Origin of the sequence: Pseudarthrobacter naphthalenicus (genome assembly GCF_029076445.1) — a bacterium.
GTDB lineage: Bacteria > Actinomycetota > Actinomycetes > Actinomycetales > Micrococcaceae > Arthrobacter > Arthrobacter naphthalenicus.
Window position 1 is genome coordinate 1 of record NZ_JARESG010000018.1, and the last position, 26833, is coordinate 26833.

The following is a 26833-nucleotide window of genomic DNA, read 5'->3' on the forward strand; positions in this document are numbered from 1 at the left end:
CGTGCCCGGCTCCACTCAGCCATCGGCTACACCACACCCGTGGAACACGAACGACTCCTCACCACGGATAAACCTCAGCCGGCACAAGCCGCCTGATCGACTGTCCACGATTTGCGGGTAACCCCAGCTCTCGCACTTAATGTGGGTTTTCGAGCGATGCTCTCTCACTTTCCTCAAGAGAGTGAGAGAGCATCAGGAATTAAGCCACATTAAGTGAGAGAGCGTCCCGGGGGTCCGGGGGCGGGGCGGGGCGGGGCGAGGCGGGTCGGTGCTGTATCGATTTCGGTTAACGGCGCATACTTGAACGCACAGGCGGCCACGGCCATGGGAGGACACCATGAAGTTTCTCGGAGCACTGATTGTCATCTGGCTGATCATCGGAGGAATCGCCGCCTGGCAGCGCGGCTACTTCGGCAGCGCCCCCGGGAACTGCGCCCAGGCCGGCACGGTGGCAGTGACCATCGTCGCGGGTCCCCTGAACTACATGGGCGTCAACCCCAAGGTTGAGTGCGAATTGCCCCAGCCGTCCAAGTAGCCCTCCCTCACGCCCCTCCTTGAGACCTGCTCCTTGGAGCCCGCGCGGGCGTTCCCTAGAGTAGGGACTACCCGGTGCCTTTCGCGCCGCCCGAACCTGATTTCCGAACCCTCGAAAGGACGGACCTGATGGCCTACGTCACCGTTGGAACCGAGAACAGCACGGACATTGAGGTTTACTACGAGGACCACGGGACCGGACAGCCGGTGGTCCTGATCCACGGCTATCCCCTGGACGGCGCCTCCTGGGAGAAGCAGACGGCCGCACTCCTGGCGGCCGGCTTCCGGGTCATCACCTACGACCGCCGCGGTTTCGGCAAATCCAGCAAGCCCGCCGACGGCTTCGACTATGACACCTTCGCGGCGGACCTCGACGCCCTCCTGACCACCCTTGACCTGAACGAGGTGGTGCTCGCCGGCTTCTCCATGGGCACCGGCGAGGTGGCCCGGTACATCAGCACCTACGGATCGTCCCGGGTGGCCAAGGCCGTGTTCCTGGGATCCCTGGAACCCTTTGTGCTGAAGACCGGAGATAACCCCGACGGCGTTCCGCAGGACGTTTTTGATGGGCTCACCGAAGCCGTCACCGCCGATCCGTACGCGTTCCTGAGGGAATTCTTCAAGAACTTCTACAACACGGACACGTTCCTGGGCACCCCGCGGCTCAGCCAGGAGGCCGTGGATGCCAGTTGGAACGTTGCGGCCGCGGCGGGTGCCACTGCCTTGGTCGCAGCCCAGCCCACGTGGCTGACGGACTTCCGTGCAGACATCCCCAAGATCGACGTCCCGGTCCTGATCGTCCACGGCACCGCCGACAGGATCCTGCCCATCGACGTGACCGGGCGCCGGTTCACCAAGGCACTGCCCGACGCCGAGTACCTGGAGATCGACGGCGCCCCGCACGGCATGCTGTGGACGCACTCTGCGGAGGTCAATGAGGCCCTGCTCGCCTTCCTGAAGAAGTAGCGGCTTCGCCTGACGGGTGCTTATCCCGCGGAAATATGGTCCGCCCTGCGCATTCGAACGGCCACGAGGATGCCGGATGCTGCCGTCAGGGCAGCGACGACGCCCACGGCGGCCGGAATGCCATAGGCATCGGCGATGACCCCGGAGAGGAGGGCGCCGACGGCAAACCCGCCGTCGCGCCACAACCGGTAGATGCCTACTGAGCGTGCCCGCCAGTGTGGGTGGGCGACGTCGCCGATGGCCGCCAGCAGGGTGGGGTAAACCATCGCCGTGCCGGCGCCGAGCAGGATGACGGCAGCCAGCCAGATCCCGAAGTCTGCGCCGACGGCCACCATTGCCAGCGCTGCGGCCTGGACGATCATGCCCGCGACGATCAACGGCTTGCGGCCGATCCGGTCCGACAGCGCACCCGTGATCAACTGTCCGGCACCCCAGACGGCCGGATAGACCGCGGCCAGGACGCCGATACGTTCAATACTGAGTCCCGCGGCGGCGAAGAGCACGGGAAACAGGCCCCAGGCCAGCCCGTCATTGAGGTTGTTCACCATGCCGGCCTGGGAGACGGAGGAGAGTGAGCGGTCCCGGAAGCTGGTCAGGGTAAAGACCTCACGGCTGCTCAGTCCGGCATGGGTACCGCTGTGCACCGGGACGTGGGCGGCCGCCTCCGTCCCGGCATGGTGGCGTGTTTCGCGGACCGTCAGCACGGACAGGCCAAGTCCCACCGCGATGAACGCCGCTCCCAGCAGGAACGGGCCGGGGCGCAGCCCGTAGGTGGATGCGATGTAGCCGGTGGCCAGTGCGGTGCCGGCCACGCCGAGGTAGCCTGCGGCCTCGTTCAGCCCCATGGCCAGGCCTCGGCGTTCGGGCCCGACGAGGTCCATCTTCATCATGACCGTGGTGGACCACGTCAGGCCCTGGCTGATGCCCAGGACCACGTTGGCAGCAACAATCCAGCCCCACGAAGGCCCGAAGATCAGCATGAACGGGACCGGAAGGGCCACCAGCCAGCCCGTGACCAGCACAGGTTTGCGGCCATAGCGGTCCGAGAAGGTGCCGGCAAAGTAGTTGGTGGCCGCCTTCGCGACGCCGAACGCCAGGATGTAAGTCAGGGCGCTGGTGTAGAGGTCCAGCTGAAAAACCTGTCCGGCCAGCAACGGCAGGATAGTGCGTTCCTGGCCCAGGGTCCCGCCCACCAGGGCGTTCACGGCAACCAACAGCATGAACTGGGCGAGGTTCTGCCGCAGGCCCAGTACGGCGGCGGTTGAACCGGCAGGTCCGGAGGCGGAGGTGTGGGGCCGCATTCCTGCTTCTTTCTGTAGGCACGGGGTGGCCCGGGCGTGTGGGGGCACGCCCGGGCCGGGTGCCCGGGCAGGAGGGGGGTCCTGCCCGGGCGGTCTTGGGGTGGTGACGGCACCGGGTTAGGCGGCGGGGACGCTGTTCTGCCGGGCGTTCCAGGCGGCGTAGCTGCCGTCGAGTTCGACGACGTTGTACCCGGCGCGGCGCAGGGCGCTGGCGGCGACGGAGTTCCGCACACCGGACTGGCAGTAGGAGACGATGGTGCCGCCCGCGGGCAGCTCATCCAGGTGCCACATGACGCGGCCGCCGCTGAGCTGGTGCGAGCCGGGGATGTGCCCGGCCGTGTGCTCGGTTTTGTTCCGGACGTCCAGGACCATGGCGGCGTCGAACGTCTCGAGTTCCTCGGGCTGGATCAGCGTGGGGGTGAAACCGGGCAGCCCCTCGATGCCGGTGACATACCCGGCGACGTTATCGATGCCCACCCGGATCAGGTGGTCCCACATCTCCTGCGCGGCGGCCTGGCCGGGAGCCAGGAGCACCAGCGGATTCGTGTCCGTCTCGGGGTTGACCACCCAGGCGCCGTAACTGGCCACGGACTTGCCGGCCGGAACGTTCAGGGACCGGGCCACCGTGCCCTGATGGACCTCGGTGTTGGAGCGGGTGTCAATGAAGGTCAGGGTGTCCTCCGCCAGGCCCGCGGCAACGATCTCCGCGGACAGCTCGGGCAGCGGGGCACGGTCGCCCAGGATGGCCGGGCCTTCCCGGTTTTCGCGCTTCATCCGGCCAAAGTAGGCGTGCGCGTCGGGCTGGCCGTCGAGGAGTTCATCGATGAAGCCCTGCTCATCGTTGGCGGCCAGGTACGGGCCCCACCAGGCGTAGAGGCGTTCGTAGCCCACGGTGGAGGACGGGATCGCGCCCAGGGCCTTGCCGCAGGCGCTGCCCGCACCGTGCGCGGGGTGGACCTGGACGTGGTCCGGGAGGGTCAGGAACTTCTCCCGCAGGCTCGCGAAGAGCTGCCTGGCGCCCACGAAGCGGGTGTCGATCCCGCCGGCGGCCTCATCCAGCAGGTCCGGGCGGCCCAGGTCCCCGGAGAAGACAAAGTCCCCGGAGAGCAGGTAGCCGGGCTGGTCGCTGAACGCGCCGTCGGTGACCAGGAAGGACAGGTGCTCCGGCGTGTGCCCGGGGGTATGCACGGCCTGGATGGTGATGTTGCCCAGGGTGATGGTGTCCCCGTCGTGCAGCCGCTCGCCCTCGAACTGGTACTGCCAGTCCGGTCCGCCCTCGCCGGAAACATAGATCGTCGCGCCCGTGGCCGCGGCCAGTTCCCGGGTGCCGGACAGGTAATCGGCGTGGATGTGGGTCTCGGTGACCGCCACGATCTTCATGCCGTTCTTCGCAGCCAGATCCTGGTACACGGCAATGTCGCGGCGGCCGTCCACCACGATCGCTTCACCCTTGGCCTGGCAGCCGATCAGGTAACTGGCCTGGGCAAGGTCTTCATCGTAAATACGCTCGATAAGCATCTGGTGCTCTCCTTCAGACTCAGGGGATGGGGAAAGTTCGGGAAGCCGGCAATGAACCACCGGACACATTTCGAGTATCACAGATACCCCCGGGGGTAGTCAAACACCCGGAGGGGTATATGATTAACCGAAGGAACACGACCATTGGAGACCGCATGCAACTCGATTCGACTGAACTGACACCGGTGATCAACCGCCTCAAGCGGGCCCAGGGCCAACTCGCAGCTGTCACCCGCATGCTGGAGGAAGGCCGGGACTGCAAGGACATCGTCACGCAGCTCGCCGCCGTGTCCAAGGCCCTGGACCGTGCCGGCTTCGCCATCATCGCCAGCGGCCTGGAGCAGTGCATCGTTCGTGAAGACACCACGATGGACCGGAAAGAACTGGAGAAGCTCTTCCTCTCCCTGGCCTAACACCCCCTGGTGAGCGCCAGAAGACAGCGGGTTAAAAGCAGACAGTGGAGGGGCCAGGCGTTCGCCTGGCCCCTCCACTGTCTGCTGTTGTGCTGCCCTGCCTTAGGCCTTGGCGGCCTTACCCGGCAGTGCCAGCCGGAAGATCTTGCCCCAGGTTGACCCCACCTGCTTGAGCAGCGGACCCGTGGTGTACTTCAGGCCGTACCGCTGGCAGATTTCCTGGACCAGCGGCGCCACCTCGGCGTACCGGTTGGAGGGCAGGTCCGGGAAGAGGTGGTGTTCGATCTGGTGCGAGAGGTTGCCGGTCATCAGGTGCATGAACTTGGAGCCGGAGATGTTGGCCGAGCCGATCATCTGGCGGACGTACCAGTCTCCGCGCGTTTCGCCTTCCACCATTTCCTCGCTGAAGGTGTCAGTGCCTTCGGGGAAGTGACCGCAGAAGATCACCGCGTGCGCCCAGACGTTGCGGACGGCGTTGGCCGTCAGGGTGCCGTAGAGCGCCTGCTTGCCGGAACCGGTGAGCATGGCGACGGCGGGCGTGGCGGCGTAGTCCTTGGTGAACTGGGTGACCACTTTCTTGCCCAGCGCCTTGAGGTCCTTGAGCAGGGCTTCCTTGGACTTCCTGCCCTCCTTGAAATCGTTCAACTCAAGGTCGTAGATGGCGATGCCCCACTCGAAAAGAGGTGCCAGGATGGCGTTGTACAGCGGGTTGCCCAGGTTCGCGGGCACCCACGGCTGGCTCTCGTCCATACGCAGGAGGTTGTATCCGACGTCGTTATCCTTGCCCACCACGTTGGTCCAGCGGTGGTGGAGGTCGTTATGGGTGTGCTGCCATGAGCGCGAGGGCGTGACGAAGTCCCACTCCCACGTGGTGGAGTGGATATCCGGGTCCCGCATCCAGTCCCACTGGCCGTGCAGCACGTTGTGCCCGATCTCCATGTTCTCGAGGATCTTGGCCAGGCTCAGCAGCGTGGTGCCGGTGACCCAGGCTGCCTTGTTCTTGCTGACCAGCAGGGCGGCGCGGCCGGAGATCTCCAGGCCGCGCTGGACCTTGATGATGCGCCGGATGTAGGCGGCATCGGAGGCACCGCGCTTGGCGAGGATATCGTCGCGGATCGCGTCGAGTTCCCGGCCCAGCTCGGCGACCTGTTCGTCAGACAGGTGCGCGGCGGTGGGCGGGCGGACGGAAGGGCTGCCGGACTCGGCCAACGCCCCGGGGCGCGTCCTTGACGCTCCGGCCGGGGCGGTCTTGCCTTCGGAAACTGTCTTGCTTTCTGAAACTACTGACATGCGGTGAGGCTCCTCAGAGTTCGAGGTTGACGGGTCCGGCGGCTGCCGAGACACACGTTTGGATCAGTTGGCCGGGCTCGCCGTGGATCTCGTTGGTGCGGAGGTCACGGACCTGCCCGGCCAGAAGCGGAGTAAGGCAGCTGTGGCAGATTCCCATCCGGCATCCGCTGGGCATCAGCACCCCGGCATCCTCGCCGACATCGAGCAGCGGGGTGTCGCCGTCGGCATCAACTTCCCGGTCAGAGGCCTCAAACGTGACGAGGCCGCCGTCGTGCCCCACACCCCCGGCGAAGGTGGTGTTGAAGCGTTCGATCATCAGGTTGCCGGGGTCACCGGCTACTGCGACGTCCGAACCCGGGGCGGCAGTGGTGAGCGCGGCCTGTTTCCACAGGGCCTCGGCGTCATCCAGGAAGCTGTCCGGGCCGCACGCGTAGGCGGCACGTTCCTTCCAGTCCGGGCAGATCCGGTCCAGTTCCGCCGTGGTGGTCAGGTCCATTCGGCCCTGCTCACCCGTGTACCAGTGGGCCAGGCGGAAGTTGGGGAACTGATCGGCGAGTTCGGCAAGCTCCTCGTGGAAGAGGCTGTCGCCGGGGGTGCGGGCCGAATGGACAAGCACGACGTCGGCATCCGGGCGGCGCGGGACCAGCGTGCGGATCATGGACATCACCGGAGTGATGCCGCTTCCCGCGGTGACCATCAGCAGCGGGCGGGGATGCTCCGGGAGGATGAAATCGCCCTGCGGCGGGGCGAGGAACAGGACATCGCCGGGTTTGGTGGTGCGGACCAGGGTGCCGGAAACGGCGCCGACATCAGTGACGGTAATGGCGGGATCTTTGCCCGCGGGGGCACTGAGCGAATAGGAACGCCAGTGGCGAACGCCGTCGAGTTCAACCCCGATCCGGGCCCATTGGCCGGCGAGGTGCGAATGCCAGCCGCGGCCGGGGCGGAAGAAGATGGTGGCTGACTGCGCGGTTTCCTGGACCACCCGGGTCACCACGCCGCGCAGCTGGCGCGCGGAGAAGACCGGGTTAAACAGTGACAGGACATCTTCCGGCGACAAAGGCGTGGTCAGGACGGATGCCGCCTGGGCCAGCTGACGTAGCCGGATCATGCAGTTGTACCTTGAGCGGCGCGAGCCATGTTTCTCTCTCCTGACCGTTGCGCAGCCATGCTGTAATAGAGGGCAGTTAGTTCCCCCAAGCCCGCTATAAGCCTAACGGCTGCAGCCTGTGGATGGTTCCCGGATCAGCGGTGGTCCCGCTCCTCGAATTCCTCGTTAAGGTCATCGCGCCTGAACTCGGTCTCCGGATTGGGTTCGCCCTCGGCCACGTATTCGTAGTCGAGCTGGCGCTGCACCTGGCTGTCCAGAACCTGGAGGTCCTGGTTGGGAAGGGCGGAAAGATCCTCAGGGAAATCGTCTTCCGGCGTCAGATGAAGCTTCTCGGACATAGCGAACCTTTCGTGCAGCGCGGCAGGACCGGAATAAGCGATGCCCCGGTTGCTCTTAGGGTATTACGTCCGCGGCAGATCACCCAGCCGGGTCCGGCCGTTTTCGACGTTCTGCCCGCCGCCCGAGGGACCCAGCAATCGGCCGTGCTCCGATCCCGGCATCCTGGGCCCCAGTGGCCGGAGGAGGGCATCCGATGCGCCGCCTGTGGCTTCACGTCCCCGCCAGGGGCTGCATGACCTGCTGGCATGATGAATCTGTGAACATTCCTGCTGAAACGGTGTCGGTAGCCAAAACGGGTGTGCTGTTTGTGCTGGCCGCCGTGGCCGAAATCGGTGGCGCCTGGCTGGTCTGGCAGGCCGTCCGTGAAGGCAAGGACTGGTGGTGGGCCGGGCTCGGCGTTATTGCCCTGGGCGTCTACGGCTTTGTGGCCACCCTGCAGCCGGATGCCCATTTTGGCAGAATCCTGGCGGCCTACGGCGGCGTCTTCGTTGCCGGCTCGCTGGCCTGGGGCGTGATTTTTGACGGCTTCCGGCCTGACCGGTGGGACGTGGCCGGTTCCGTAATCTGCCTTGTGGGCGTCGCCGTCATCATGTTTGCGCCCCGGAACGCCGGCTGAGCCGCCCCCTGGCGCCCCGGTTCCCGGCGGCTAAACGGTTCCCGGCTGCTAAACGCTTCCCGGCAGCCATACGGTTCCCGGCGGCTAAACTGTCCCCGTGTCCAGCAACCAGCCACCGCCCAGCGGCCCCGTACCGCCGTCGACCCCGCCCCTGCCTCCGCGCGGAAGATTAGCTGAACGGCTCCTGCCCGGCGGCACCGAACCCGATCCCCGGTTCACGCTGGCCAACGAGCGGACTTTCCTCGCCTGGATCCGCACCTCCCTTGCGCTGCTGGCGGGCGGAATCGCGATTGAAGCATTCACCTCCGACCTTTTCAGCGAACCCGTCCGGAAGATGCTGGCGGTACTGCTCCTCCTGTTGGGCATGCTGTTGAGCGCGGGCGCGGCCGTGCGCTGGGTCCGGGTGGAACGGAGCATGCGCAACAAGACCCCGCTTCCGCTGCCGCTGGTGGTGCCGCTCATGGCCGCTGCCGGCGCACTCGCCGCCGCGGTGGTTGTGGTCTCCGTTCTGGTGCGCTGAACAGTGTCCACCGCACCGCAGCCGGTCAGCCCGCACGGAGACCCGGGGCTCCAACCCGAACGAACCACCCTGGCCTGGGGCCGCACCATGATGGCGCTGGCAACCGTGAGCGCCATCTTCCTGCGGTGGCTCCCCCACCACGGTTTTCCCATCCTGCTGCTCTTCGCCGTCTCCTCGGGCGCGGCCCTGGCTATTTATCTGACCCAGCGGCGGCGGTACCTGGCGAGCTCCCATGGCATTGTGCACGAAAGGGCCGACGCCGATGCCCCCGCGGTGCTCTGGACCGCCTTTGCGGGGGTTGCGCTGGGCGCCCTCGGGATCGCCGTGGTGCTGGCCGGCTAAACGGCGGGCTCTTTGTCAGGCCTTGACCGCCTGGACGGTTTTCGAGGGACCGCGCACCGCCAGGACGGTGAAAGCAAGGGCCACCAGGGCGGTGGCAACCAGCAGGAGCAGCCCGATGGAGTAGCTGCGGGTGGCGGCGTCGTACGTTGCGCCCATCACCAGCGGCGGGAAGTAGCCGCCCAGGCCGCCTGCGGCGCTGACCACTCCGCTGATGCTGCCCACCTTGCCGGGCGGAGCGAGTACGCCCACCCACGCGAACACGCCTCCGGTCCCCAACCCCAGCGCGGCCGCCATGGCCACAAAGGTCAGGCCGGCGGGGACTTCGCCGTCGGGCTGGAGGTTTACCACCCAGCCGAGCACCGCCACCCCTGCCAGGGACGCGAGCACCACCGGCTTGGAGCCGAACTTGTCGGCGAGGACGCCGCCGATCGGCCTTGCCAGCACGGCAGCGAGCGCGAATCCGGCGGTTCGGGCGCCGGCGCCGCTGGGATCGAAACTGTAGACGTCCCGCAGGTAGGTGGGCAGGTAGGTGGCGAAGGAAACGAAGCCGCCGAAGACTACCGCGTAGAGGAAGCACATCTTCCATGTGACCGGTGTTTTGGCGGCGTCCAGGAGCTTGGGCAGCACGGGGGCGTTGTTGCGGGTCCAGCCCGGCGATTCCTTCATCAGGAACCACACCAGGGCTGCCATTGCCGCCAGGATCCCGGCGATCAGCAGATGCGTGGGGAAATACCCGATGCCGGCTACCAGCCGCGGGTTCAGGAACGCCGCCAGTGCCGTGCCGCCCATGCCGGCACCAAAGACGCCGGTGGCAAAGCCCCGCCGGGACGGTTCGTACCAGGCGCTGACGAAGGGGATACCCACGGCGAACACCGTGCCGGCAACCCCGAGCACCAGGCCGGCCCCGAGCACCAGCGCAAATGAGCTGAGAAGCCCGCCGACTGAGACCAGGAGGATCGGCAGGATGGAGGCGAGCAGCACAAAGGTGAACATCGCCCGGCCGCCGTATTTGTCCGTCAGGGTGCCGACAACGATCCTGCCGAGCGAGCCGACGAAGACCGGCATCGCCACCAGCACCCCGGTGGCCGCCGGGTTGAGGTGGAGGTTCTGGGTGTAGAACGAACCCAGGGTTGCCACCGAGTTCCACGCCCAGAAACCCACCACCGAGGCGGAGGTTGCGAGCACAAGATTGAGCGTCCGGCCGGCTGGTGCCGGCCGGGCTGGAGCGGCGGATCCGGCCACGGCATTCCTCTTTCCTCTACTTTGGGTGCTGGGTTTCGTTTAGCGGTTCCGGGTGTCCCGGTCGCGGGTTCCGACGGCGGACCAGCCGCGGCGGGCTGGCGTACCGGTGGTGCGGGCGGCGGAAGCTCCGGCGGTTTCCTTGCGCTTGGGCTGCCCGGGTCCGCGGTCACGGTCGCGTGAGCGGTAGACGATGTAGGGCCGGAACAGGTAATGCAGCGGCGCCGTAAAGGCATGGACCAGCCGGGTGAAAGGCCAGATCACAAACAGCGCCATGCCCACCAGCGTGTGCAGGTGGAAGGAGAACGGCGCTGACGCCATGGCCGCAATGTCCGGCTGGAAGATGAACAGGGAGCGGAACCACGGCGCCACGGTTTCGCGGTAGTTGTGCCCGTGTTCGCCCTCAAAGACGCTGGCCAGCGTAGTCCACAGGCCGAAGAGGATGGCCGCGGTCAGCACCACATACATGCTCTTGTCGTTTTTGGTGGTGGCCATAAAAACCGGCCCCGTGGTGCGGCGGCGGTAAATCAGCAGCAGGATTCCGCCCAGGGTTCCCACCCCGGCGATGCCTCCCACCAGCAGCGCGTTGAAGTGGTAGAACTCCTGGCTCATACCCACGGCCTGGGTCCACGCCATCGGGATGACCAGGCCGAAAAAGTGGCCGGCGATCACGGCGAGCAGGCCGAAGTGGAACAGCGGGGAGGCGATCCGCAGCAGCCGGGACTCGTACAGCTGGGAGGACCGGGTGGTCCAGCCGAACTGGTCGTACTTGTACCGCCAGATGCTGCCGCCCACCAGGACCACCACCATGACGTAGGGCAGGACACCCCAGAGGACAATGTCCCATGCGGTGATTTCGACGGCGGCTCCCGGCGCCGTTTCGAGATTCAGCATCGTCAGGCCCCCTTCACTGGCAGCAGGCGGGGATCATACGGGTCCAGCCCTACGGCCTCGGTGGGTGGCCCGTAGCCGGCCATCCGCATCACGGCCTGCTCGTCGGCCGGCGACTTGCCGGGCAGCGTGGCGCAGATGGCCTGCAGGATGCGCGCGTGCGGCAACTCGTCGCGCAGCAGGCCGAAGCGGAGCATCTCGAGGCTGGCCCGGTAACGGATCAGCAGGTCGCGGCCCGCTGCCAGGTCAACCCGGGCGGCATATTCGAGAACCATGGGCAGGAAGTCCGGCAGTTCACCCTGGGTGTCCACCAGAATGTCGCTTTGCCGGTAGGCCTTTTTGAAGTTGCCCAGGACTTCGCCCCGGCGCCTGGTGTCCCCGTCCGTCCAATAGCTCAGATGCAGCGCGTGCCGCCGGCCCAGATCGAACTCACGGACGTAATGGGCCTGGATGTCCATCGGCTCCGAGGCTTCGAGCAGGTTCAGGACGCCGTCGAAGTCCTGGCCGGCGCCGGGAAATTCGGCCAGCGCGGCGCGGATCAGCGGAACTTTTGCCAGCAGGTCCTCGTCCGGGTAGGACAGGCACCAGGCAGCGGCCAGATACACCACCTGAACGCGCCGGCTCACGGCAGCTCCTCCGCCGGCACGCTGTCTGCAGAAGAACCTGGCTCGGGGCGCGACCGTCCCGGGAACAGCCCGGGCGGCGCCCCGCGTCCGTCCCAGTTCAACAGGTTGACCCGGCCGCTGAGGCCGGAGCCGGATCCCATCTCGTCCGTGGTCTGCCGGTCCCGGAGGGCGTTGAAGGTTTCCACCGCCACCGGGACGGGCCTTCCGCTGGCTTCGCCGAACGGGGAGGAGTCCTGCATGCCGGGGCCGCCGTCGAAATCCAGGGAGCAGCCCATCTCCTCCAGGTCGTGCGCCTGCTCCACATGGGCCTTGGGAATCACATAGCGTTCGTCGTATTTGGCGATGGCCATCAGCCGGTACATCTCGTACATGGTCTGGCTGTCCATCCCCACCGACTCCGGAATGGAATCGTCAGGATTATTGCCCAGGCTGATGCCGCGCATGAAGGAGCGCATGGCGGCCAGTTTCCGCAACACGTCCGTGACCCGGCCTGTGTCCCCCGCGGTGAAGAGCTCCGCGAGGTATTCCACCGGGATCCGGAGGGCGTCGATGGCGCCGAACAGGTTGCCGTGGTCCTCGCCGTCGTGCCCCTGGTCCCGCAGCAGGTCCACCACCGGGGAGAGCGGCGGGACGTACCAGACCATCGGCATGGTCCGGTACTCGGGGTGCAGCGGCAGGGCCACCTTGTAGACCTTGGCCAGGGCGTACACCGGCGAGCGCCGGGCGGCGTCGATCCAGTCCTCGGGGATGTTCTGGGCGCGGGCTTCGGCCTGGACTTCGGGGTCGTTCGGGTCCAGCAGCACGTCCATCTGGGCGTCGTAGAGTTCCTGCGGGTCCGTGACGGACGCGGCGGCGGTGACGGCGTCGGCGTCGTACAAGAACAGCCCCAGGTACCGCAGCCGGCCCACGCACGTCTCGGAGCAGACCGTGGGCAGTCCCACCTCCACGCGCGGGTAGCAGAAGGTGCACTTCTCCGCCTTGCCGGTCTTGTGGTTGAAGTAGATCTTCTTGTAGGGGCAGCCAGTGACGCACTGCCGCCAGCCGCGGCACTTGTCCTGGTCCACCAGGACTATGCCGTCCTCCACCCGCTTGTAGATGGCGCCGGAAGGGCAGGAAGCCATGCAGGACGGGTTCAGGCAGTGCTCGCAGATCCGCGGCAGGTAGAACATAAACGTCTGCTCGTATGCGAACTTGATCTTGTCCTCGGACTCACGGCGGACTTTTTCCACGATCGGGTCCAAATGGCCGTGCTCGGTGGAACCGCCCAGGTCATCGTCCCAGTTCGCGGACCAGGTGATCTTGGTGTCCTCCCCCGTGATCAGCGACTTGGGCCGTGCCACCGGAAAGTCATCGCCCAGGGGTGAATCGATCAGCGTCTTGTAGTCGTACGTCCACGGCTCGTAGTAATCCTTGAGCTCAGGCTGGACCGGGCTGGCGAAGATCCCGAACAGCTTCTTCACGCGGCCGCCGCCCTTGAGGACCAGCTTGCCGCGCTTGTTCAGCTCCCAGCCGCCCTGCCACTTCTCCTGGTCCTCGTACCGGCGGGGATACCCCTGTCCGGGCCGGGTCTCCACGTTGTTGAACCAGACATATTCGGTGCCGGCACGGTTGGTCCAGGCCTGTTTGCAGGTCACCGAACACGTGTGGCAGCCGATACATTTGTCCAGGTTCATGACCATGCCCATTTGAGCCATAACACGCATCAGTACTGCACCTCCTGGGAACGACGACGGACGGTGGCAACCATGTCGCGCTGGTTCCCGGTGGGGCCAAGGTAGTTGAACGCGTAGGCCAGCTGGGCGTAGCCGCCGATCAGGTGCGAGGGTTTGACCAGGAGCCTGGTGACGGAGTTGTGGATGCCGCCGCGCCGGCCGGTGGCCTCGGACTTGGGGACGTCGATGGTGCGCTCCTGCGCGTGGTGGACGTACACCACCCCGGCCGGCATCCGGTGGCTGACGATCGCCCTGGCCACGAGGACGCCGTTGATGTTCAGGCACTCCACCCAGTCGTTGTCCCGGACCTTGATGGACTCGGCGTCGGCGGGGCTCATCCACACCGTCGGCCCGCCGCGGGACAGCGAGAGCATCAGCAGGTTGTCCTGGTATTCGGAGTGGATGGACCATTTGGAGTGCGGCGTCAGGTACCGGACCACCACCTCCAGTTCCCCGTTGCCGCCGAGCTTGGGCTCACCGAAGAGCCGGTGCATGTCCAGCGGCGGCCGATAGATCGGCAGCCCCTCGCCGATGTCCGTCATCCAGTCGTGGTCCAGGAAGAAATGCATCCGTCCGGTCAGGGTGTGGAACGGCTTGAGCCGTTCGATGTTGATGGTGAACGGGGCATACCGGCGGCCGCCGGTCTCCGAACCGGACCATTCCGGCGAGGTGATCACCGGGACCGGGCCGGCCTGGGTCTGGGCGAAGGTGATGAACTTTTCCTCGGAGCCTTCGGACAGGTCCACGAGTTTGCGGCCCGTGCGGACTTCCAGGTCCTTGAAGCCCTGCACGGACAGCGCGCCGTTGGTGGTGCCGGAGAAGGCCAGGATGGCTTCGGCCATTTTCGCGTCCGTGTCGATGGCCGGCCGGCCGTCCGCGGCACCGCCGAGCATCACCCCGTTGGAGCGGCTGAGCCGGTCCAGGGGTCCGGCGAGTTTGTACGTGACGTTCTTGACCGTGAAGCCGAGTTTGTCCGCCAGCGGTCCGACGGCGGCGAGTTTGTCCGCGATGGCCGTGTAGTCCCGCTCCACCACGGAGAAGACGGGCATGTTCTGCCCCGGCACGGCGGGGATGTCCGTCTGCCGCCAGTCCCGCACGATCCCGCCGGGCTGGGCGAGCTGGCCCGGGGTGTCGTGCTGCAGCGGCACACTGACCAGGTCCCGGCGGACGCCCAGGTGGGTCTTCGCCTGCCGGGAGAACTCGCGCGCCAGCAGGTGGAAGGTGTCGAAGTCCGTCTTGGTTTCCCACGGCGGATCGATGGCCGGGCTGAACGCGTGCACAAACGGGTGCATGTCCGTGGAGGAGAGATCGTGTTTCTCGTACCAGGTGGCCGCGGGGAACACGACGTCGGACAGCAGCGTGGTGGAGGTCATCCGGAAATCGGCGGAGACCAGCAGGTCCAGCTTGCCCTCCGGCGCCTGCTCATGCCATTTCACGTCCTTGGGCTTGAGGCCCTCGGCGTGGTCCTTGCCCAGGACGTTGTTGTGGGTGCCCAGCAGGTTCCGCAGGAAGTACTCGTTACCTTTGGCCGAGGAGCCGAACAGGTTGGAGCGCCACAGCACCAGGGTCCGGGGCCAGTTCTCCGGCGCGTCCACGTCCTCGATGGCAGGGTTCAGGGTGCGGTTCTTGAGGGCATCCGCAATATAACTGGGGGTGTCCGCCGCGGCGCCGACGGCGACGGCGGCCTCCGCCTCGTCCGCGAGGTCCAGCGGGTTGCGGTCGAACTGGGGATAAAACGGCATCCAGCCCAGCCTCGCGGACTGCGCCATCGCGTCCGCCGTGTGCAGGCCGTCCAAGGCGCCGGTGGACAGCGGGGATTTCAGGGCGTCCGCGGAGTAGCCGTCCTGGCGCCACTGGTCCGTGTGCATGTACCAGTACCCGGTGCCGATCATGGTGCGCGGCGGCCGGGCCCAGTCCAGGGCGTTGGCCAGCGACAGCCAGCCGGTGACCGGCCGGGTCTTCTCCTGCCCCACGTAGTGCGCCCAGCCCCCGCCGTTGCGGCCCATGCAGCCGGTCAGCATGACCAGCGCCAGCACGGCCCGGTAGGTCGTGTCGCCGTGGAACCACTGGCAGATCCCGGCGCCCATGATGATCATGGAGCGGCCCTTGGATTCCTCGGCGTTCCGGGCGAATTCACGCGCCACCCGGATGCAGGCCTGCGCCGGAACGGAGGTGATCTCCTCCTGCCACGCCGGGGTGTAGGGCGTCGAGGAATCGTCGTAGCCGGCGGCCCACTCCCCCGGCAGCCCTTCCCGGCCCACCCCGTACTGGGCCAGCATCAGGTCGAACACGGTGGTCACCAGCTGGCCTTCCACCTCGGTGACCGGGACCCCGCGGCGGAGCACGCCGCCCGTGCCGTCCGCCTGCTCGAAGCAGGGCAGCAGGATCTCGGCGCTTTCCCCGGACACTTCACGCAGGGACAGGGCCGGCTCGATCCCCTCGAGGTCTAGGTTCCATTTGCCCTCGCCGGTGCCGGAATACCGGAACCCCATGGAGCCGTTCGGAACAGCGGGGCGCCCCGTTTTTTTGTCGAACAGCACGGTGCGGAACGCCGCATCCTCAGCCCCGGACTCCGCCGGGAGGTCTGCGGCGGTGAGGAATTTCGACGCCGTCAGCGCGCCGTCGTCGTTCCTGACCAGCCGGACCAGGAACGGCAGGTCCGTGTACTGCTTTACATAGTCCGTGAAGAACGGGACCTCGCGGTCCACAAAGAATTCCTTGAGCATGACGTGGCCCATGGCCATGGCGAGCGCGGCGTCGGTGCCGGCCTGGGCGGGGAGCCATTCGTCGGCGAACTTGGCGTTGTCCGCGTAGTCCGGGCTGACCGTGACCACCTTGGTGCCGCGGTACCGGACCTCCGCCATCCAGTGCGCGTCAGGTGTCCGGGTCACGGGAACGTTGGAGCCCCACATCATCAGGTAGCGGGCGTCCCACCAGTCCCCGGACTCCGGGACGTCGGTCTGGTCGCCGAAGACCTGCGGGCTGGCTACGGGCAGGTCGGCGTACCAGTCGTAGAAGGATGTCATCACCCCGCCGATCAGCTGGATGAAGCGCGTTCCCACCGCGTGCGAAACCATGGACATGGCCGGGATCGGCGAAAAACCGGCGCAGCGGTCCGGGCCGTAAGTCTTGATCGTGTTCACATGGGCGGCGGCGGCGATCTCGATCGCCTCCTGCCACGAGACCCGGACCAGGCCGCCCTTGCCGCGGGCCTGCTGGTAGCGCCGGCGCTTTTCCGGGTCCGCCGCGATCTCCGCGAAGGCGAGCACCGGGTCACCGAGCCGGGCCTTGGCCTCCCGGTACATCTCCACCAGCACTCCGCGGGCATATGGAAACCGGACCCGCGTGGGTGAGTACGTGTACCACGAAAAGGCTGCCCCACGGGGGCAGCCTCTAGGTTCGTATTCAGGACTATCGGGTCCCACCGAGGGGTAATCGGTCTGCTGGGATTCCCACGTGATGATGCCGTCCTTGACGTACACCTTCCAGGAGCAGGAGCCGGTGCAGTTCACCCCGTGCGTGGAGCGGACCACCTTGTCGTGGCTCCACCGGTCGCGGTAGAAGATGTCACCCTGGCGGCCGCCCTCCCGGAACACCGCCCGGCCGTCCTCGGTCTGGTCCCACTTCGTGAAGAAACGGCCCAGCTTCAGCATTGCATCAGAGGCGGGTCCGTCTAACCCCGCGTTGGGTCCAGCAGCCATGGGCAACACGTTAGGCCATGGCTCCGCATATGGCCATAGCCTGGCCCCTCTTCCCTGACGGGGTCAGAACATCGGCAGGAAGAACCCAACGATGAACGCCGCGGCGCCGATTCCGGTCAGGACCCGGCCAAGCACGACGGCGGTCCTCCCCACGTCCTCGGGCGTGGCGGTCTGCCACTGGGTGGGGCGCTTGGGGTGGTAGTAGATCGGCAGGGTGTCACCGACGGCCAGATCCCTGATGTCGTACGGCGACATCGGCGCGTGGTGCACCTGGAATTTGCGGTCGAACCAGCGGAACCCCGTTCCGCTCTCGTCCGCGTAGACCACGGCTTCGGCCACCGACCACGGGTGCACAAAACGGCGCAGGATGCCGGAGTAGAAGAGCAGGGCAAGCCCGGCAGGCAGGCACAGCCAGGTCAGGATCTCCAGGATGGGACCTGCCATTTCAAGCGCGGTGGGCATGGAAATGATGGTACCGGTGGTTGGCTCCGGAACGGATCGCTGGTGAGTTCGGGCAGCACTGGTTAGCCTGAGGGAACCTGCCATGGAACAAAGGAGAAGCCATGAGTGATCAGGACATCTTGGGCCGCATTGAGGCGCTGGTGGCCGAGGAGCATGAGCTCCGCGAAGCCTCCGGAGCCGGCAAGGCACCGGATGCGTCGAGGCTGAAACATCTGGAAGAGAGCCTGGACCAGTGCTGGGACCTGCTGCGGCAGCGCCGGGCCAAGCTGGAGTCCGGCGAGAATCCGAACGAGGCGTCCACCCGCTCAGTCCGCGAGGTGGAGGGCTACAAGCAGTAGCCGGACGGTTGCGAACTGCCGGTTGTGAGCCGCCGGATGTGAGCTGCCGGTGACGTTGAGGAAATATGGACTCCTGCCCCGGGGCCGTCACAGGGCTTTTCCGCTCCGGCGGGCAGCCATGTAACGTGCCCGAAACATGCCGGTCACGCGGTCTTCACGCAACCGCCCGTTACGTAACAAGCACGCAACGTGCAGCGGCACAGAACGAAACACGGCACCATCACCATTGATCAGGGGCATTGCCCGGGCAGAAGGCCCGGTGATGTGGATCGATGGGAAGGGACGCCGTGGCAATCACTGCGCAACACGTCTGGCTGATGATCGCGGCGGCCATGGTGCTGTTCATGACCCCGGGGCTGGGCCTCTTCTACGGCGGCATGACCCGGGCCAAGGCGGCCCTCAACATGATCATGATGAGCTTCATCTCCGCGGGCATCGTGGGTGTTGTGTGGGTCCTGTGGGGCTATTCCATGACCACGGGCGAAGGCTTCCTGGGCATCTTCGGAAACCCGTTCGCCAACTTCGGCCTGCAGAACCTCATGGGCTCCCCCGATCTGATCAAGGCCGGTTTCAGTGCCACGTTCGCGATCATCACCGTGGCCCTGATCAGCGGAGCCATCGCGGACCGGGCCAAGTTCAGCGCCTGGGCGCTGTTCGTGCCGGTCTGGGTCACCCTGGTTTACTGCCCGCTCGCCTACATGATCTGGGGCGGCGGGCTCATGAGCGCCGGCGGTGCCATGACCGCGGTCTTCGGCCAGGTGATCGACTTCGCCGGCGGCGCCGTCGTGGAAATCAGTTCGGGCACGGCCGCCCTCGTCCTGGCCCTGGTGGTGGGGCAGCGCCACGGTTTTGCGAAGGACCCCAGCCACCGCCCGCACAACGTCCCCTTCATCATGCTCGGCGCAGCCATCCTCTGGTTCGGCTGGTTCGGCTTCAACGGCGGCGCCGCCACCACGGCGGAGCAGGCCGGCCTGATCTGGGTGAACACCCTGGCTGCCCCGGCCGCGGCCATGCTCAGCTGGCTGGTGGTGGAAAAGGTCCGCCACGGCCACCCCACCTCACTGGGCGCAGCCTCCGGTGTGGTCGCCGGGCTGGTGGCCATCACGCCCTCCTGTGCCAACATCAGCCCGGTGGCCGCAATCGGCCTGGGCCTGGTAGCCGGGGCGGCCTGCTGCGTGTTCGTGGACCTCAAGTACCGTTTCGGCCTGGATGATTCCCTGGACGTGGTGGGTGTCCACCTGGGCGCAGGGCTGATCGGAACCCTGGCCCTGGGCTTCATCGCCCTCCCGGTGGACGGTGAGGGCGGCGGCCTCTTCTACGGCGGCGGCTTCCAGCAGCTGGTGGCGCAGGCCGCGGCCGTGGTGGTCACCGTGCTGCTGTCCGGCGTTGTCACCCTGATCATTGGCCGGGGCATCAACCGGTTCGTCGGCTTCCGTGTCAGCCACGAGGCCGAGACGGTGGGCGTGGACCTGTCCCAGCACGCCGAGACTGCCTACTCGCTGGGTGAGATCCTCGCGGGCCACTTCAACCCGCTGGGCCACCGGGTGCCCGCGGCGTCCGACGCAGCGGTGCGTGCCGGCGTCGAACCTTCCGCACGGCCCGTTCAGGCCCGGGAAGATACCTTCGCCTAGGCGTCAGCCTTCATCGCACAGCAGGTGGTACCAGTTCTCCGCCAGGATCTCGAGCGCATGTTCCCGGTTGGGTTCGAACTTGCGCCGCGTCCAGAGGGTCGCCACGTAATCAAGGGCGGTGAAGGCGAGGGTTCCCCGGATGTGGCGGGTTTCTTCCGGGAAGCGGCCGGCCAGCTGCATGCCCCGGACGAGGTCCGAGATGACCTCTTCGTGCCATTCCTCGAGCATGGTGCGGACTTCACGGTCCACAGCCGCCGCTTCGTCCAGCACGTCAAGGTACGGACGGAAAACCGGCCACAGAGCCGCGCGTGACTCCAGCCACGCCAGTACCCCGGACAGTTCGCCTTCCCGCACCACGTCCACCAGCTCCGGGGCGGTGGTGCCCTGTTCAGGGGCATCCGATCGGTCCAGGAAAGCGTTGACACGCGCCATGAAGTCACGCATCAGGTCACTGCGGGAGGGGTAGTAAGCGTAGAAGGTGGCGCGCGTGGTTCCGGCGGCCGCGGCAACCTCATCGATGGTGGTGGCGGCGTAGCCCTTCTCGGTGAACAGCTCTAGCGCCCGTTCGACGATGACGTCCCGGGTCAGCTGTTTCTGGGCTTCTCGCAGCGACGACATGCGTCCATCCTATCGGTGGGGTGCGGCAGCCGGACACATCAGACCCCCGCCGGCACGGTCCGCCGCAGCGTTTCCGGGCCCGTGTTGGCCAGCCGGCGCAGCTTCGGGATGGGGATCCGATAGTTGATCGCCGCGGCTGTGCCGGAGCCGTCCCCGTTGTCCCAGCGCAGCAGCATGGAGTCCGCACCGTCGCCGGGTTCACAGAAATCGGGACTCCCGGCCACCGGGGTGAAGCCCACCGCCTTCAGCGACAGGCCGAAGCCCTCCGTCCAGAAGTACGGCTGGAAGCTGAATTCGGGTGCGGCGTCGCCTTGGAGCAGGCCGACGGCGGCGGCCTTGGCCTGGTCGATGGCGCTGGTCCACAGCGGGATGCGCTGAACACCCCGGGTGGTGGGAAAGAACGCCACGTCCCCGGCGGCCACAATATCCGGCCGAAGCCGCCCGCGTGAATCCACCCGCACTGAGCCCCCGGCCAGGAGACCGGAGCCGGCAAGCCACCCGGTATTCGGCTCGTCGCCGATGGCGGTGACCACGAGGTCAGCCGTCAGCGTGGTGCCATCGGCAAGGACAACCCGCGGGCCGCCGTCGGAATCCGCGATGCGGGCCGCGCCTCCTTCCATCACCCGCAGTCCCCGTTGGATGGCGGCGGAGGTGAAGATCCCGGCGAGGTGCCCGCCCAACTGAGGTGACAGCGGCATCGCGTTCGAGACGAGGGTGACCTCGCAGCCCGCGTGGAGGCACCCGGAGGCGACCTCCATGCCCAGCGGGCCGCCGCCGATGATGATGACGGACGGCTGCGAGGCGACGCGTTCCTTCAGCAGGACCGCATCTTCGATGGTGCGCAGCGTGAGCTCCCGGGCATGCGGCCCGGACCCGGCGCGGGCGGAGCCCAGGCGCTTCGCCCGGGATCCGGAGGCGATGACCAGGCCGTCATACGGCAGCTCACCGCCCCCTTCCAGGCGCACCAGCCGGGCGTCGGCGTCCAGGCCGATGGCGCTGACGCCGAGCATCTCGGTGGCTTCGTGGGTGGGCTGGGGCAGTTCGTGGGCCTGCAGGTCCTCGTCCCCGTGAAGCAGGGCTTTCGACAGGGCAGGCCGGCTGTAGGGCTGGTGCCGCTCCGCGCCCACAACGGTCAGCTCACCGTCGAAGCCGGCGGTGCGCAGCGCGTCGCACGCCGTGAGTCCGGCGATCCCGTTGCCCACCACCACGATCCGGCGCATGCTCATGCCGCGGCCAAACGCAGTGCGGCCACCGGGCAGATCCTGACGGCGGCCTTCGCGGCCTCCAGCTCCACTCCGTCAACCTCCGGCACATCGATGACCAGTTCGCCGTCGTCATCCAGGTGCATGAGCTTGGGCGCGGCTTCCTCGCAGAGGCCGTGGCCCTCGCAGCGCGGCCGGTCCAGTTCGATCCTCATGCTGCCACTACCTTTACTACCTCGAGCTTCTCGATGCTCCGGGTGATGTTGCTCGGCTCCCGAACCGCTTCCCCGATGGTCAATGACTGAACCCGTCGTGCCAGGGCTTCAATGATGGCGTGCGCTTCAAGCCTGGCCAGGCCCTGGCCGGCGCAGCCGTGCGGCCCGTAGCCGAAACTCAGGTGGTCCACCGGGTTGCGCGCGATGTCGAAGGTGTCCGGATTTTCGTAGTGCCGCGGGTCCCGGTTCCCGGCGCCGAAGAGGATGCCCACCTGCGCGCCAGCGGGGATGGTCACGCCGTCAATCTCGACGTCGCGGGTTGCCTTGCGGCCCCAGATATGGACCGGTGCCCAGTAACGGAGCACCTCGGCGAAGGCCGCGGGGACGAGCTCCGGGTTCCCCCGGACCAGCTCAAACTGCTCCGGGTGGCGGCCAAACAGCGCAATGATGTTGCCGATGGCGGCGATGGTGGTGTCCACGCCGGCGCCGAGGTACTGATGGATGATGTGGCCTGCGGTGCCGGCGGGAATCTCACCCCTGCCCTCGGCGTCGAAGATCCCGCGGCCGATGGAGCCGGGGGCGAGGTCTTCGGCAGTAACCGACGAGCACCAGCCATAGAGCTCGCCGGCGATGGGGAAGCTCTCCTGGGTGCGCTGGTTCAGCGGGCCGATGACCTGCATGGCGGCCTGGCCCCAACGAAGCATGTTGTCCTTGACATGTCCCTGGAAACCGATGAGGTCGGCAACGATTTCGATCGGGAACGCCCGGGCCAGGGCGTCGATGGCCTCGAAGCTCCCGCTGCCGGCGAGCCCCGCGACGAGCCTGTCCGCCTTGTCGTCGATGACCACCTTCAGGCCGCGGAGTGCCCGCGGGGTGAGGTTCTGCGAGAGCGTGGCACGGAGCTGTGTGTGCACGGGCGGATCGGAGGCCAGCGAGGTGCCCTGCAGCGCCTCGTTCACCATGGGGTTGAAGCCGATGCTGGTGGACGAGAAGGCTTCCGGATCGGCGAGGGCGTCGCGGATGACGTCATAGCGGGTCAGGACGTAGAGGTCATTCTTGGGCAGGTGGACCACCGCAGCCTGCTCGCGGAGCTCGGCGTAGGTGGGGTAGGGATCGACGAGGATATCGTCAGCCCAAATGTCGATGTCTGATTCGATCGGTGCAGTCATGGTGTTCTCCTTGCGGATCATGGTGGCAGGTGGGTGGTGGTCGATGCCGGCTTCCGTCAGTCGACGACGGCGGCCTCGGCGTGTGCTGCGGTGGTTACGGCGATGTCATCGGCTGACGGCGCCGAGGACCGTGCGGAAATGAAGAGGGTAAGGACGGCAGAGAGTGCGGCAGCGATGCCGGCTGCGAAGTACACAGCTTGGAAGCCTTGGCCGAGGGAGGTCCCCGCCACGCCCTGGATCCGGGGCTGGGCCGAGGCGAGTGCCTGGACCATGCCGTCGACCGCCTGAGCCGGCGCGCCGCCGGCCGTTGCCTGGCCGGCGAACTGCGCGATGACGCCGTCCCAGCCGGAGAGGAAACCCAGGGGCGGCACGTTTGACAGCCCGCTGACGGCTTCCGCCGGCAAGCCTGCACCGCTGAGGATCCCGGCAAGGGGTCCGGCAAAGGCGGTGGCTCCAATGCCGAAGGCGATCGCTGAGCCGACTACGGGGCCGAGGGCGAAGCCGAGGTCGCGCAGCAGGTTGGTTGTTGCCGAGGCCATGCCGATTTGCCGGGGCGGGACCGTGTTGATGGCTACGGCGGTGACGGACCCGACCGTCAGGGCGAACCCGATGCCAAGCACCAGAAGCGGCGGAATGAACGCGGTCCACGGGGTGCCGCCGAAGGCCTCGGGGGTGCCGAGGGCGAATGTCGAGAGCCAGAAACCGGCGACGGCCATGAGGGCGAATCCAGCGGTGAGGACCCAGCGCGGGGCCACATGGTGGATGAGCCATCCCACCACCGGGATAAAGGCGAAGGCGGGACCCTGGATGAAGACGAAGAGCACGCCGATCTTCCAGGTTTCGGCCAGGGCGAGTCCGCTGACGGCGACGCTGGTGCTGAAGCAAATGGCGAGGAACGCGAACATGCCCGTGACCGCCACAATGCCGGTGATCGAGTAGGCGCTGTTCTTGAACAGGGACAGGTGGATGAGCGGCTCCGCCGTGCGTGATTCGATGACGACGAAGGCGGCCAGGAGAACCACACCGGCGAGGTAGCTTGCGATCACCTGGGCGCTGCCGAAGCCGGCATCCACCGCTGTCACCGTGGCGTAAAGAACGGCGATGAGGCCAAGTGCGAGCGTGAACTGGCCGGGCAGGTCCAGCTTGCGCCCTTCTGCGGCTGCAGAGTCCTTCGCCCGGAGGGCGACGAGGAGCACCAGCACGGCAATGCCGGCGGCAACCAGGTAGGCCGCCCGCCAGCCGCTGAACTCATTGGGCGCACCCGGAGCAGCGCCCGGCACGGTGAAGACCTGCGCCGTGAAGCCGGCGAGCACTGGTGAAATCACCGCGCCGAGGGACAGAAACCCTGCCCAGGTGGCGATGACCTTTGCCCTGGCCCGGTGGTCCGGGGTGATCGCCGCGATCATGGACAGCGAGATGGGGAAGAGGATGCCCGCCCCGATGCCGCCGACAGCTTGGGCAACGATCATCATTTCGGTGGTCGGCGCCAGTGCGGCCAGCACAGAGCCGATAACGCTGACCACGGCGCCGACGTAGAGCAGCTTCTTGCGTCCGAACATGTCGCCCAGGAGTCCCCAGCTGAGCTCAAACACCACAATGCCCATCAGGAACATGCCCGCAATCCAGGTCAGGCCCGCCCCTGAGGTGTGAAATTCCACTGCGAAGGTACCGCTCAGGGCGCCCGGCAGGGCGTTGGTGATCTGCGCGAGGGTGACGGCACTGTAGGCCGCTATGAAGGTGGCCCGGACCGAGCCGCGGCTCGTCCCTGGAATGCTCTGGTTCATCAACGAAACTCCCTTGTTTCCGGATAGGTGTGGCGCTCCCCACAGTCTGATCGCAATCTTTACACAATGTCAAGAGTGTCTACTTCATGATTAAGTCATGACCTCTTCGATTAAGACGTCATGTTCAATTCCTTGACACTGTGTAAAGAATTGTGTGATGCTGGCTACATTGCAACGGAGTCGCGGCACGGACCGAACTCCGCGGCGCCCCTGCATTCAGCCCCACATCTTCAAGGGAGAAGCCAAGTGAGTCACACCGCACCCGCCGCTAACGGCCAGGCATCCAATCGGCCAGCCGGGCCCACTGTCAATACGGTTCTGGGTCCCGTCCCCGCTTCTGAGCTGGGCGTCGTCGCGGTCCATGAGGCCCTGTTGTCAGTTCTCCCGGGCGCCCAGTACGCCCCGGATATCTCCATGGACCGGGCGGAGATCTTCGACGCCTTGGCCGCCAAGCTGAAGGAGTTCCGCGCCCACGGCGGCAGGACGATCGTGGACAGCACCGGCATGTTCCACGGCCGGGACCTCAAGCTCTACGAGGCACTGTCCCGCTCCACCGGTGTCCACATCGTCGCCTCGACGGGCCTCGGCCCGGAGGAGGAACTCGGCGGCTACTTCCTGACCCCGCAGACCAACCCGCCCACCCCGTGGCCGGCGGAGAAGTTCGCAGATCTCTTTGGCAAGGAGGTCACCGAGGGAATGGTGGTTCCCCGGGTGGAGCGCCGGGCCGCTGCCGGCATCGTGGCCACCATCGCCGACCGCGCCGGCATGACCCCGACCGAGGAAAGCCTGTTCCGCGGCTCGGCCCGCGCCGCTAAGGACACCGGTGTGCCGGTCTCCATCCGTTTCGGCGCGGACGTCCTGCACGACCTGGACATCGTCCTGGACGAACAGATTGCGGCCGACCGGATACTCGTGGGGGATCTCGACCGCCGGGACGCCAAGGGCTCCGCCGGCGAGGTGGCGGCCCGCGGAGCGTTCGTGGGCATCGACCATGTGGGACTCAACGACCATGCGGACTACGTCACGGACCAGGAGCGCGCCGACCTGGTGCTCGAGCTGGTCAAGGCCGGGCATGCGGACAGGATCATCCTGTCCGGCAACTCGATCGGCGTGGCCAAGGGCCTGCCGGACTACAACCTGCCCTACAGCCACGTGCTGACGACGTTTGTACCGTTCCTCAAGTCCCGCGGCCTGAGTGAAGACGATGCCCGGCGCATCCTCGAGGACAACCCCCGCAACCTGCTGACCGTGCGCTAAGCACCGGCCCGCCCAAGCCCCCAACAAGCTTTCAAACCCCTGAGGTGAACGAATGACCAAGGTCAACACCGTGCTGGGAACCATCCCGGCCGAAGAACTGGAAATCGTGGCGGTCCACGAACACATCGGCTACGGCATGCCCGGGTCCGAGCTGGACACCAAGTGGTGGAAGACACCGGAACAGGCCTACGAGGAAACCGTGCCGAAGCTGCGGAAGTTCCGCGAATACGGCGGCGGCACCTTCGTGGATGCCACCGGGATCTGCAACGGCCGCGACGTGGACTACTACAGGTCCCTGTCCCGGAAAACGGGCGTGCACATCGTGGCCAGCACCGGCTTCGTCGGCGGCGACACCGCCCTCCCGCATTTCTCCCGCGCCACCGTGGACTACCTCACGAAGGTCTTCATTCACGAGATCACCGTGGGCATCGGCGACACCGGCGCCAAGGCCGGCGTCATCAAGGTGGGCGTCAGCCGGGGCGGACGGATGACCGACCTCGACAAGCGCATCTACCGCGCCGCGGCCCGCGCCGCCGTCGTCACCGGAGCCCCGATCCTCACCCACCTGGCCATCGACCCCGAACCGGCGGTGACCATCTTCAACGAGGAGGGGCTACCCCTCGACCGTGTCCTCTTCGGCCACGCCGACGACGGCCTGAACGCTCCCATCACCCCGCACGACTGGATCTACGAGCAGGGCGGCCGGATCGGGTTCGACACCTTCGGCTACGACCTCGAACTTCCGGATCCCCCGTTTTGGGGCCGTAAACGCGCCGAACGCATGGAGCACTTCGTCAACCTCGTCAACAAGGGGTACGCGGACAAGCTCCTGGTCTCAGCCGACGCCAACTGCAGCCCGCTGGGCTGGCCGGGCGTCAAGGGACACACCATCAATTACATCTTCGAGGACATGATCCCGGACATGCGCGCGGCCGGCATCGACGACGCCACGCTCAAACTCCTGCTCGAGGACAACCCGGCCGATTTCCTGTCACTCCACGCCTGACCCCGGACAAAACCACCAAAACCTCCCCAGGC

26 protein-coding genes are annotated in these 26833 nt (G+C 66.7%); 10 read left to right on the top strand and 16 right to left on the bottom strand.

Going from position 1 to position 26833, the window contains the following annotated elements:
• Positions 1–337: 337 nt before the first annotated feature.
• Both PY310_RS16220 and PY310_RS16225 read left to right on the top strand, forming a co-directional pair.
• Positions 338–535, top strand: a complete 198-nt coding sequence (locus tag PY310_RS16220) for a hypothetical protein (RefSeq protein ID WP_275215500.1) — start codon at positions 338–340, stop codon at positions 533–535.
• 128 nt (positions 536–663) lie between these two features.
• Positions 664–1500 carry an alpha/beta fold hydrolase gene (locus PY310_RS16225; RefSeq protein WP_275215501.1) on the top strand — a complete coding sequence of 279 codons (837 nt, stop codon included), beginning with the start codon at positions 664–666 and terminating at the stop codon, positions 1498–1500.
• A 20-nt stretch (positions 1501–1520) separates the two neighbouring features.
• On the opposite strand, the gene PY310_RS16230 is transcribed toward PY310_RS16225, so the two are convergent.
• Together PY310_RS16230 and PY310_RS16235 are read right to left on the bottom strand one after the other, a co-directional pair.
• Entirely contained in the window at positions 1521–2801 is a 1281-nt protein-coding gene (locus tag PY310_RS16230) for an MFS transporter (protein ID WP_419095508.1), read from the bottom strand.
• A gap of 117 nt (positions 2802–2918) precedes the next feature.
• The gene (locus tag PY310_RS16235) at positions 2919–4319 is read right to left on the bottom strand and encodes an MBL fold metallo-hydrolase (RefSeq protein ID WP_275215502.1); all 1401 of its coding nucleotides are present in this window, start codon (positions 4317–4319) and stop codon (positions 2919–2921) included.
• 155 nt (positions 4320–4474) lie between these two features.
• Here PY310_RS16235 and PY310_RS16240 point away from each other — a divergent pair, with 155 nt between their 5' ends.
• Positions 4475–4732, top strand: a complete 258-nt coding sequence (locus PY310_RS16240; protein WP_275215503.1) for a metal-sensitive transcriptional regulator — start codon at positions 4475–4477, stop codon at positions 4730–4732.
• A gap of 102 nt (positions 4733–4834) precedes the next feature.
• Here the strand turns inward: PY310_RS16240 and PY310_RS16245 are convergent, their stop codons facing one another.
• The 3 genes from PY310_RS16245 to PY310_RS16255 all read right to left on the bottom strand — a co-directional run bounded on the left by PY310_RS16245 (position 4835) and on the right by PY310_RS16255 (position 7471).
• Positions 4835–6022: a fatty acid desaturase family protein gene (locus PY310_RS16245; protein WP_275215504.1), complete on the bottom strand. Its 1188-nt coding sequence runs from the start codon at positions 6020–6022 to the stop codon at positions 4835–4837.
• Positions 6023–6035: 13 nt separating this feature from the next.
• The gene (locus PY310_RS16250) at positions 6036–7133 is read right to left on the bottom strand and encodes a ferredoxin reductase (protein WP_275215505.1); all 1098 of its coding nucleotides are present in this window, start codon (positions 7131–7133) and stop codon (positions 6036–6038) included.
• A gap of 134 nt (positions 7134–7267) precedes the next feature.
• Positions 7268–7471, bottom strand: a complete 204-nt coding sequence (locus PY310_RS16255; RefSeq protein ID WP_275215506.1) for a hypothetical protein — start codon at positions 7469–7471, stop codon at positions 7268–7270.
• Between the two features lie 233 nt (positions 7472–7704).
• Between PY310_RS16255 and PY310_RS16260 the strand changes: the two genes are divergently transcribed.
• The 3 genes from PY310_RS16260 (at position 7705) to PY310_RS16270 (ending at position 8950) form a co-directional block, all read left to right on the top strand.
• Positions 7705–8088 carry a YnfA family protein gene (locus tag PY310_RS16260; protein WP_414004237.1) on the top strand — a complete coding sequence of 128 codons (384 nt, stop codon included), beginning with the start codon at positions 7705–7707 and terminating at the stop codon, positions 8086–8088.
• A 97-nt stretch (positions 8089–8185) separates the two neighbouring features.
• On the top strand, positions 8186–8608 hold the full coding sequence (locus PY310_RS16265) for a YidH family protein (protein WP_275215507.1): 423 nt from the start codon (positions 8186–8188) through the stop codon (positions 8606–8608).
• A 3-nt stretch (positions 8609–8611) separates the two neighbouring features.
• On the top strand, positions 8612–8950 hold the full coding sequence (locus PY310_RS16270) for a DUF202 domain-containing protein (RefSeq protein ID WP_275215508.1): 339 nt from the start codon (positions 8612–8614) through the stop codon (positions 8948–8950).
• A 15-nt stretch (positions 8951–8965) separates the two neighbouring features.
• On the opposite strand, the gene PY310_RS16275 is transcribed toward PY310_RS16270, so the two are convergent.
• The 6 genes from PY310_RS16275 to PY310_RS16300 all read right to left on the bottom strand — a co-directional run bounded on the left by PY310_RS16275 (position 8966) and on the right by PY310_RS16300 (position 17581).
• Entirely contained in the window at positions 8966–10192 is a 1227-nt protein-coding gene (locus PY310_RS16275) for an MFS transporter (RefSeq protein ID WP_275215509.1), read from the bottom strand.
• Positions 10193–10231: 39 nt separating this feature from the next.
• Positions 10232–11083 (bottom strand): respiratory nitrate reductase subunit gamma, encoded by an 852-nt coding sequence (gene narI, locus PY310_RS16280; RefSeq protein WP_275215510.1) that lies wholly within the window; start codon positions 11081–11083, stop codon positions 10232–10234.
• A 2-nt stretch (positions 11084–11085) separates the two neighbouring features.
• On the bottom strand, positions 11086–11706 hold the full coding sequence (narJ, locus tag PY310_RS16285; protein WP_275215511.1) for a nitrate reductase molybdenum cofactor assembly chaperone: 621 nt from the start codon (positions 11704–11706) through the stop codon (positions 11086–11088).
• A complete protein-coding gene (gene narH, locus PY310_RS16290) occupies positions 11703–13409 on the bottom strand; it encodes a nitrate reductase subunit beta (protein ID WP_275215512.1) in 1707 nt (568 codons plus the stop codon). The genes narJ and narH overlap by 4 nt, the downstream gene beginning before the upstream one ends.
• Positions 13409–17119 (bottom strand): nitrate reductase subunit alpha, encoded by a 3711-nt coding sequence (locus PY310_RS16295; protein WP_275215513.1) that lies wholly within the window; start codon positions 17117–17119, stop codon positions 13409–13411. The genes narH and PY310_RS16295 overlap by 1 nt, the downstream gene beginning before the upstream one ends.
• A gap of 63 nt (positions 17120–17182) precedes the next feature.
• The gene (locus tag PY310_RS16300; protein WP_275215514.1) at positions 17183–17581 is read right to left on the bottom strand and encodes a DUF3592 domain-containing protein; all 399 of its coding nucleotides are present in this window, start codon (positions 17579–17581) and stop codon (positions 17183–17185) included.
• 101 nt (positions 17582–17682) lie between these two features.
• On the opposite strand from PY310_RS16300, the gene PY310_RS16305 reads away from it, so the two are divergent.
• Together PY310_RS16305 and PY310_RS16310 are read left to right on the top strand one after the other, a co-directional pair.
• The gene (locus tag PY310_RS16305) at positions 17683–17919 is read left to right on the top strand and encodes a DUF2630 family protein (RefSeq protein WP_275215515.1); all 237 of its coding nucleotides are present in this window, start codon (positions 17683–17685) and stop codon (positions 17917–17919) included.
• Positions 17920–18206: 287 nt separating this feature from the next.
• A complete protein-coding gene (locus PY310_RS16310; protein WP_275215516.1) occupies positions 18207–19550 on the top strand; it encodes an ammonium transporter in 1344 nt (447 codons plus the stop codon).
• A gap of 3 nt (positions 19551–19553) precedes the next feature.
• Here PY310_RS16310 and PY310_RS16315 read toward each other — a convergent pair whose 3' ends face one another.
• Genes PY310_RS16315 through PY310_RS16335 form a run of 5 tightly spaced genes read right to left on the bottom strand, consistent with a single transcriptional unit; the run spans position 19554 to position 24538 of the window.
• The gene (locus PY310_RS16315) at positions 19554–20168 is read right to left on the bottom strand and encodes a TetR/AcrR family transcriptional regulator (protein WP_275215517.1); all 615 of its coding nucleotides are present in this window, start codon (positions 20166–20168) and stop codon (positions 19554–19556) included.
• Between the two features lie 38 nt (positions 20169–20206).
• Complete coding sequence (locus PY310_RS16320; RefSeq protein WP_275215518.1) at positions 20207–21394, bottom strand: NAD(P)/FAD-dependent oxidoreductase; 1188 nt, start codon at positions 21392–21394, stop codon at positions 20207–20209.
• Positions 21391–21585 (bottom strand): ferredoxin, encoded by a 195-nt coding sequence (locus tag PY310_RS16325; RefSeq protein ID WP_275215519.1) that lies wholly within the window; start codon positions 21583–21585, stop codon positions 21391–21393. Before PY310_RS16325 ends, PY310_RS16320 begins: the two co-directional genes overlap by 4 nt.
• Positions 21582–22754, bottom strand: a complete 1173-nt coding sequence (locus PY310_RS16330; protein WP_275215520.1) for a cytochrome P450 — start codon at positions 22752–22754, stop codon at positions 21582–21584. The genes PY310_RS16325 and PY310_RS16330 overlap by 4 nt, the downstream gene beginning before the upstream one ends.
• 56 nt (positions 22755–22810) lie before the next feature.
• On the bottom strand, positions 22811–24538 hold the full coding sequence (locus PY310_RS16335) for an MFS transporter (RefSeq protein ID WP_275215521.1): 1728 nt from the start codon (positions 24536–24538) through the stop codon (positions 22811–22813).
• A 246-nt stretch (positions 24539–24784) separates the two neighbouring features.
• Between PY310_RS16335 and PY310_RS16340 the strand changes: the two genes are divergently transcribed.
• The gene (locus PY310_RS16340) at positions 24785–25795 is read left to right on the top strand and encodes a phosphotriesterase family protein (protein ID WP_275215522.1); all 1011 of its coding nucleotides are present in this window, start codon (positions 24785–24787) and stop codon (positions 25793–25795) included.
• Between the two features lie 52 nt (positions 25796–25847).
• Positions 25848–26801 (top strand): phosphotriesterase family protein, encoded by a 954-nt coding sequence (locus tag PY310_RS16345; RefSeq protein WP_275215523.1) that lies wholly within the window; start codon positions 25848–25850, stop codon positions 26799–26801.
• The last annotated feature ends 32 nt before the right edge of the window (positions 26802–26833 follow it).

Excerpts from the sequence above, each read along its gene's own strand:
- PY310_RS16220 (WP_275215500.1), top strand. The coding sequence starts at position 338 with ATGAAGTTTCTCGGAGCACTGATTGTCATCTGGCTGATCATCGGAGGA.
- PY310_RS16225 (WP_275215501.1), top strand. The coding sequence starts at position 664 with ATGGCCTACGTCACCGTTGGAACCGAGAACAGCACGGACATTGAGGTT.
- PY310_RS16230 (WP_419095508.1), bottom strand. The coding sequence starts at position 2,801 with ATGCGGCCCCACACCTCCGCCTCCGGACCTGCCGGTTCAACCGCCGCC.
- PY310_RS16235 (WP_275215502.1), bottom strand. The coding sequence starts at position 4,319 with ATGCTTATCGAGCGTATTTACGATGAAGACCTTGCCCAGGCCAGTTAC.
- PY310_RS16240 (WP_275215503.1), top strand. The coding sequence starts at position 4,475 with ATGCAACTCGATTCGACTGAACTGACACCGGTGATCAACCGCCTCAAG.
- PY310_RS16245 (WP_275215504.1), bottom strand. The coding sequence starts at position 6,022 with ATGTCAGTAGTTTCAGAAAGCAAGACAGTTTCCGAAGGCAAGACCGCC.
- PY310_RS16250 (WP_275215505.1), bottom strand. The coding sequence starts at position 7,133 with ATGATCCGGCTACGTCAGCTGGCCCAGGCGGCATCCGTCCTGACCACG.
- PY310_RS16255 (WP_275215506.1), bottom strand. The coding sequence starts at position 7,471 with ATGTCCGAGAAGCTTCATCTGACGCCGGAAGACGATTTCCCTGAGGAT.
- PY310_RS16260 (WP_414004237.1), top strand. The coding sequence starts at position 7,705 with ATGACCTGCTGGCATGATGAATCTGTGAACATTCCTGCTGAAACGGTG.
- narI (WP_275215510.1), bottom strand. The coding sequence starts at position 11,083 with ATGCTGAATCTCGAAACGGCGCCGGGAGCCGCCGTCGAAATCACCGCA.
- narH (WP_275215512.1), bottom strand. The coding sequence starts at position 13,409 with ATGCGTGTTATGGCTCAAATGGGCATGGTCATGAACCTGGACAAATGT.
- PY310_RS16295 (WP_275215513.1), bottom strand. The coding sequence starts at position 17,119 with ATGGCTGCTGGACCCAACGCGGGGTTAGACGGACCCGCCTCTGATGCA.
- PY310_RS16300 (WP_275215514.1), bottom strand. The coding sequence starts at position 17,581 with ATGCCCACCGCGCTTGAAATGGCAGGTCCCATCCTGGAGATCCTGACC.
- PY310_RS16305 (WP_275215515.1), top strand. The coding sequence starts at position 17,683 with ATGAGTGATCAGGACATCTTGGGCCGCATTGAGGCGCTGGTGGCCGAG.
- PY310_RS16315 (WP_275215517.1), bottom strand. The coding sequence starts at position 20,168 with ATGTCGTCGCTGCGAGAAGCCCAGAAACAGCTGACCCGGGACGTCATC.
- PY310_RS16320 (WP_275215518.1), bottom strand. The coding sequence starts at position 21,394 with ATGAGCATGCGCCGGATCGTGGTGGTGGGCAACGGGATCGCCGGACTC.
- PY310_RS16325 (WP_275215519.1), bottom strand. The coding sequence starts at position 21,585 with ATGAGGATCGAACTGGACCGGCCGCGCTGCGAGGGCCACGGCCTCTGC.
- PY310_RS16330 (WP_275215520.1), bottom strand. The coding sequence starts at position 22,754 with ATGACTGCACCGATCGAATCAGACATCGACATTTGGGCTGACGATATC.
- PY310_RS16335 (WP_275215521.1), bottom strand. The coding sequence starts at position 24,538 with ATGAACCAGAGCATTCCAGGGACGAGCCGCGGCTCGGTCCGGGCCACC.
- PY310_RS16345 (WP_275215523.1), top strand. The coding sequence starts at position 25,848 with ATGACCAAGGTCAACACCGTGCTGGGAACCATCCCGGCCGAAGAACTG.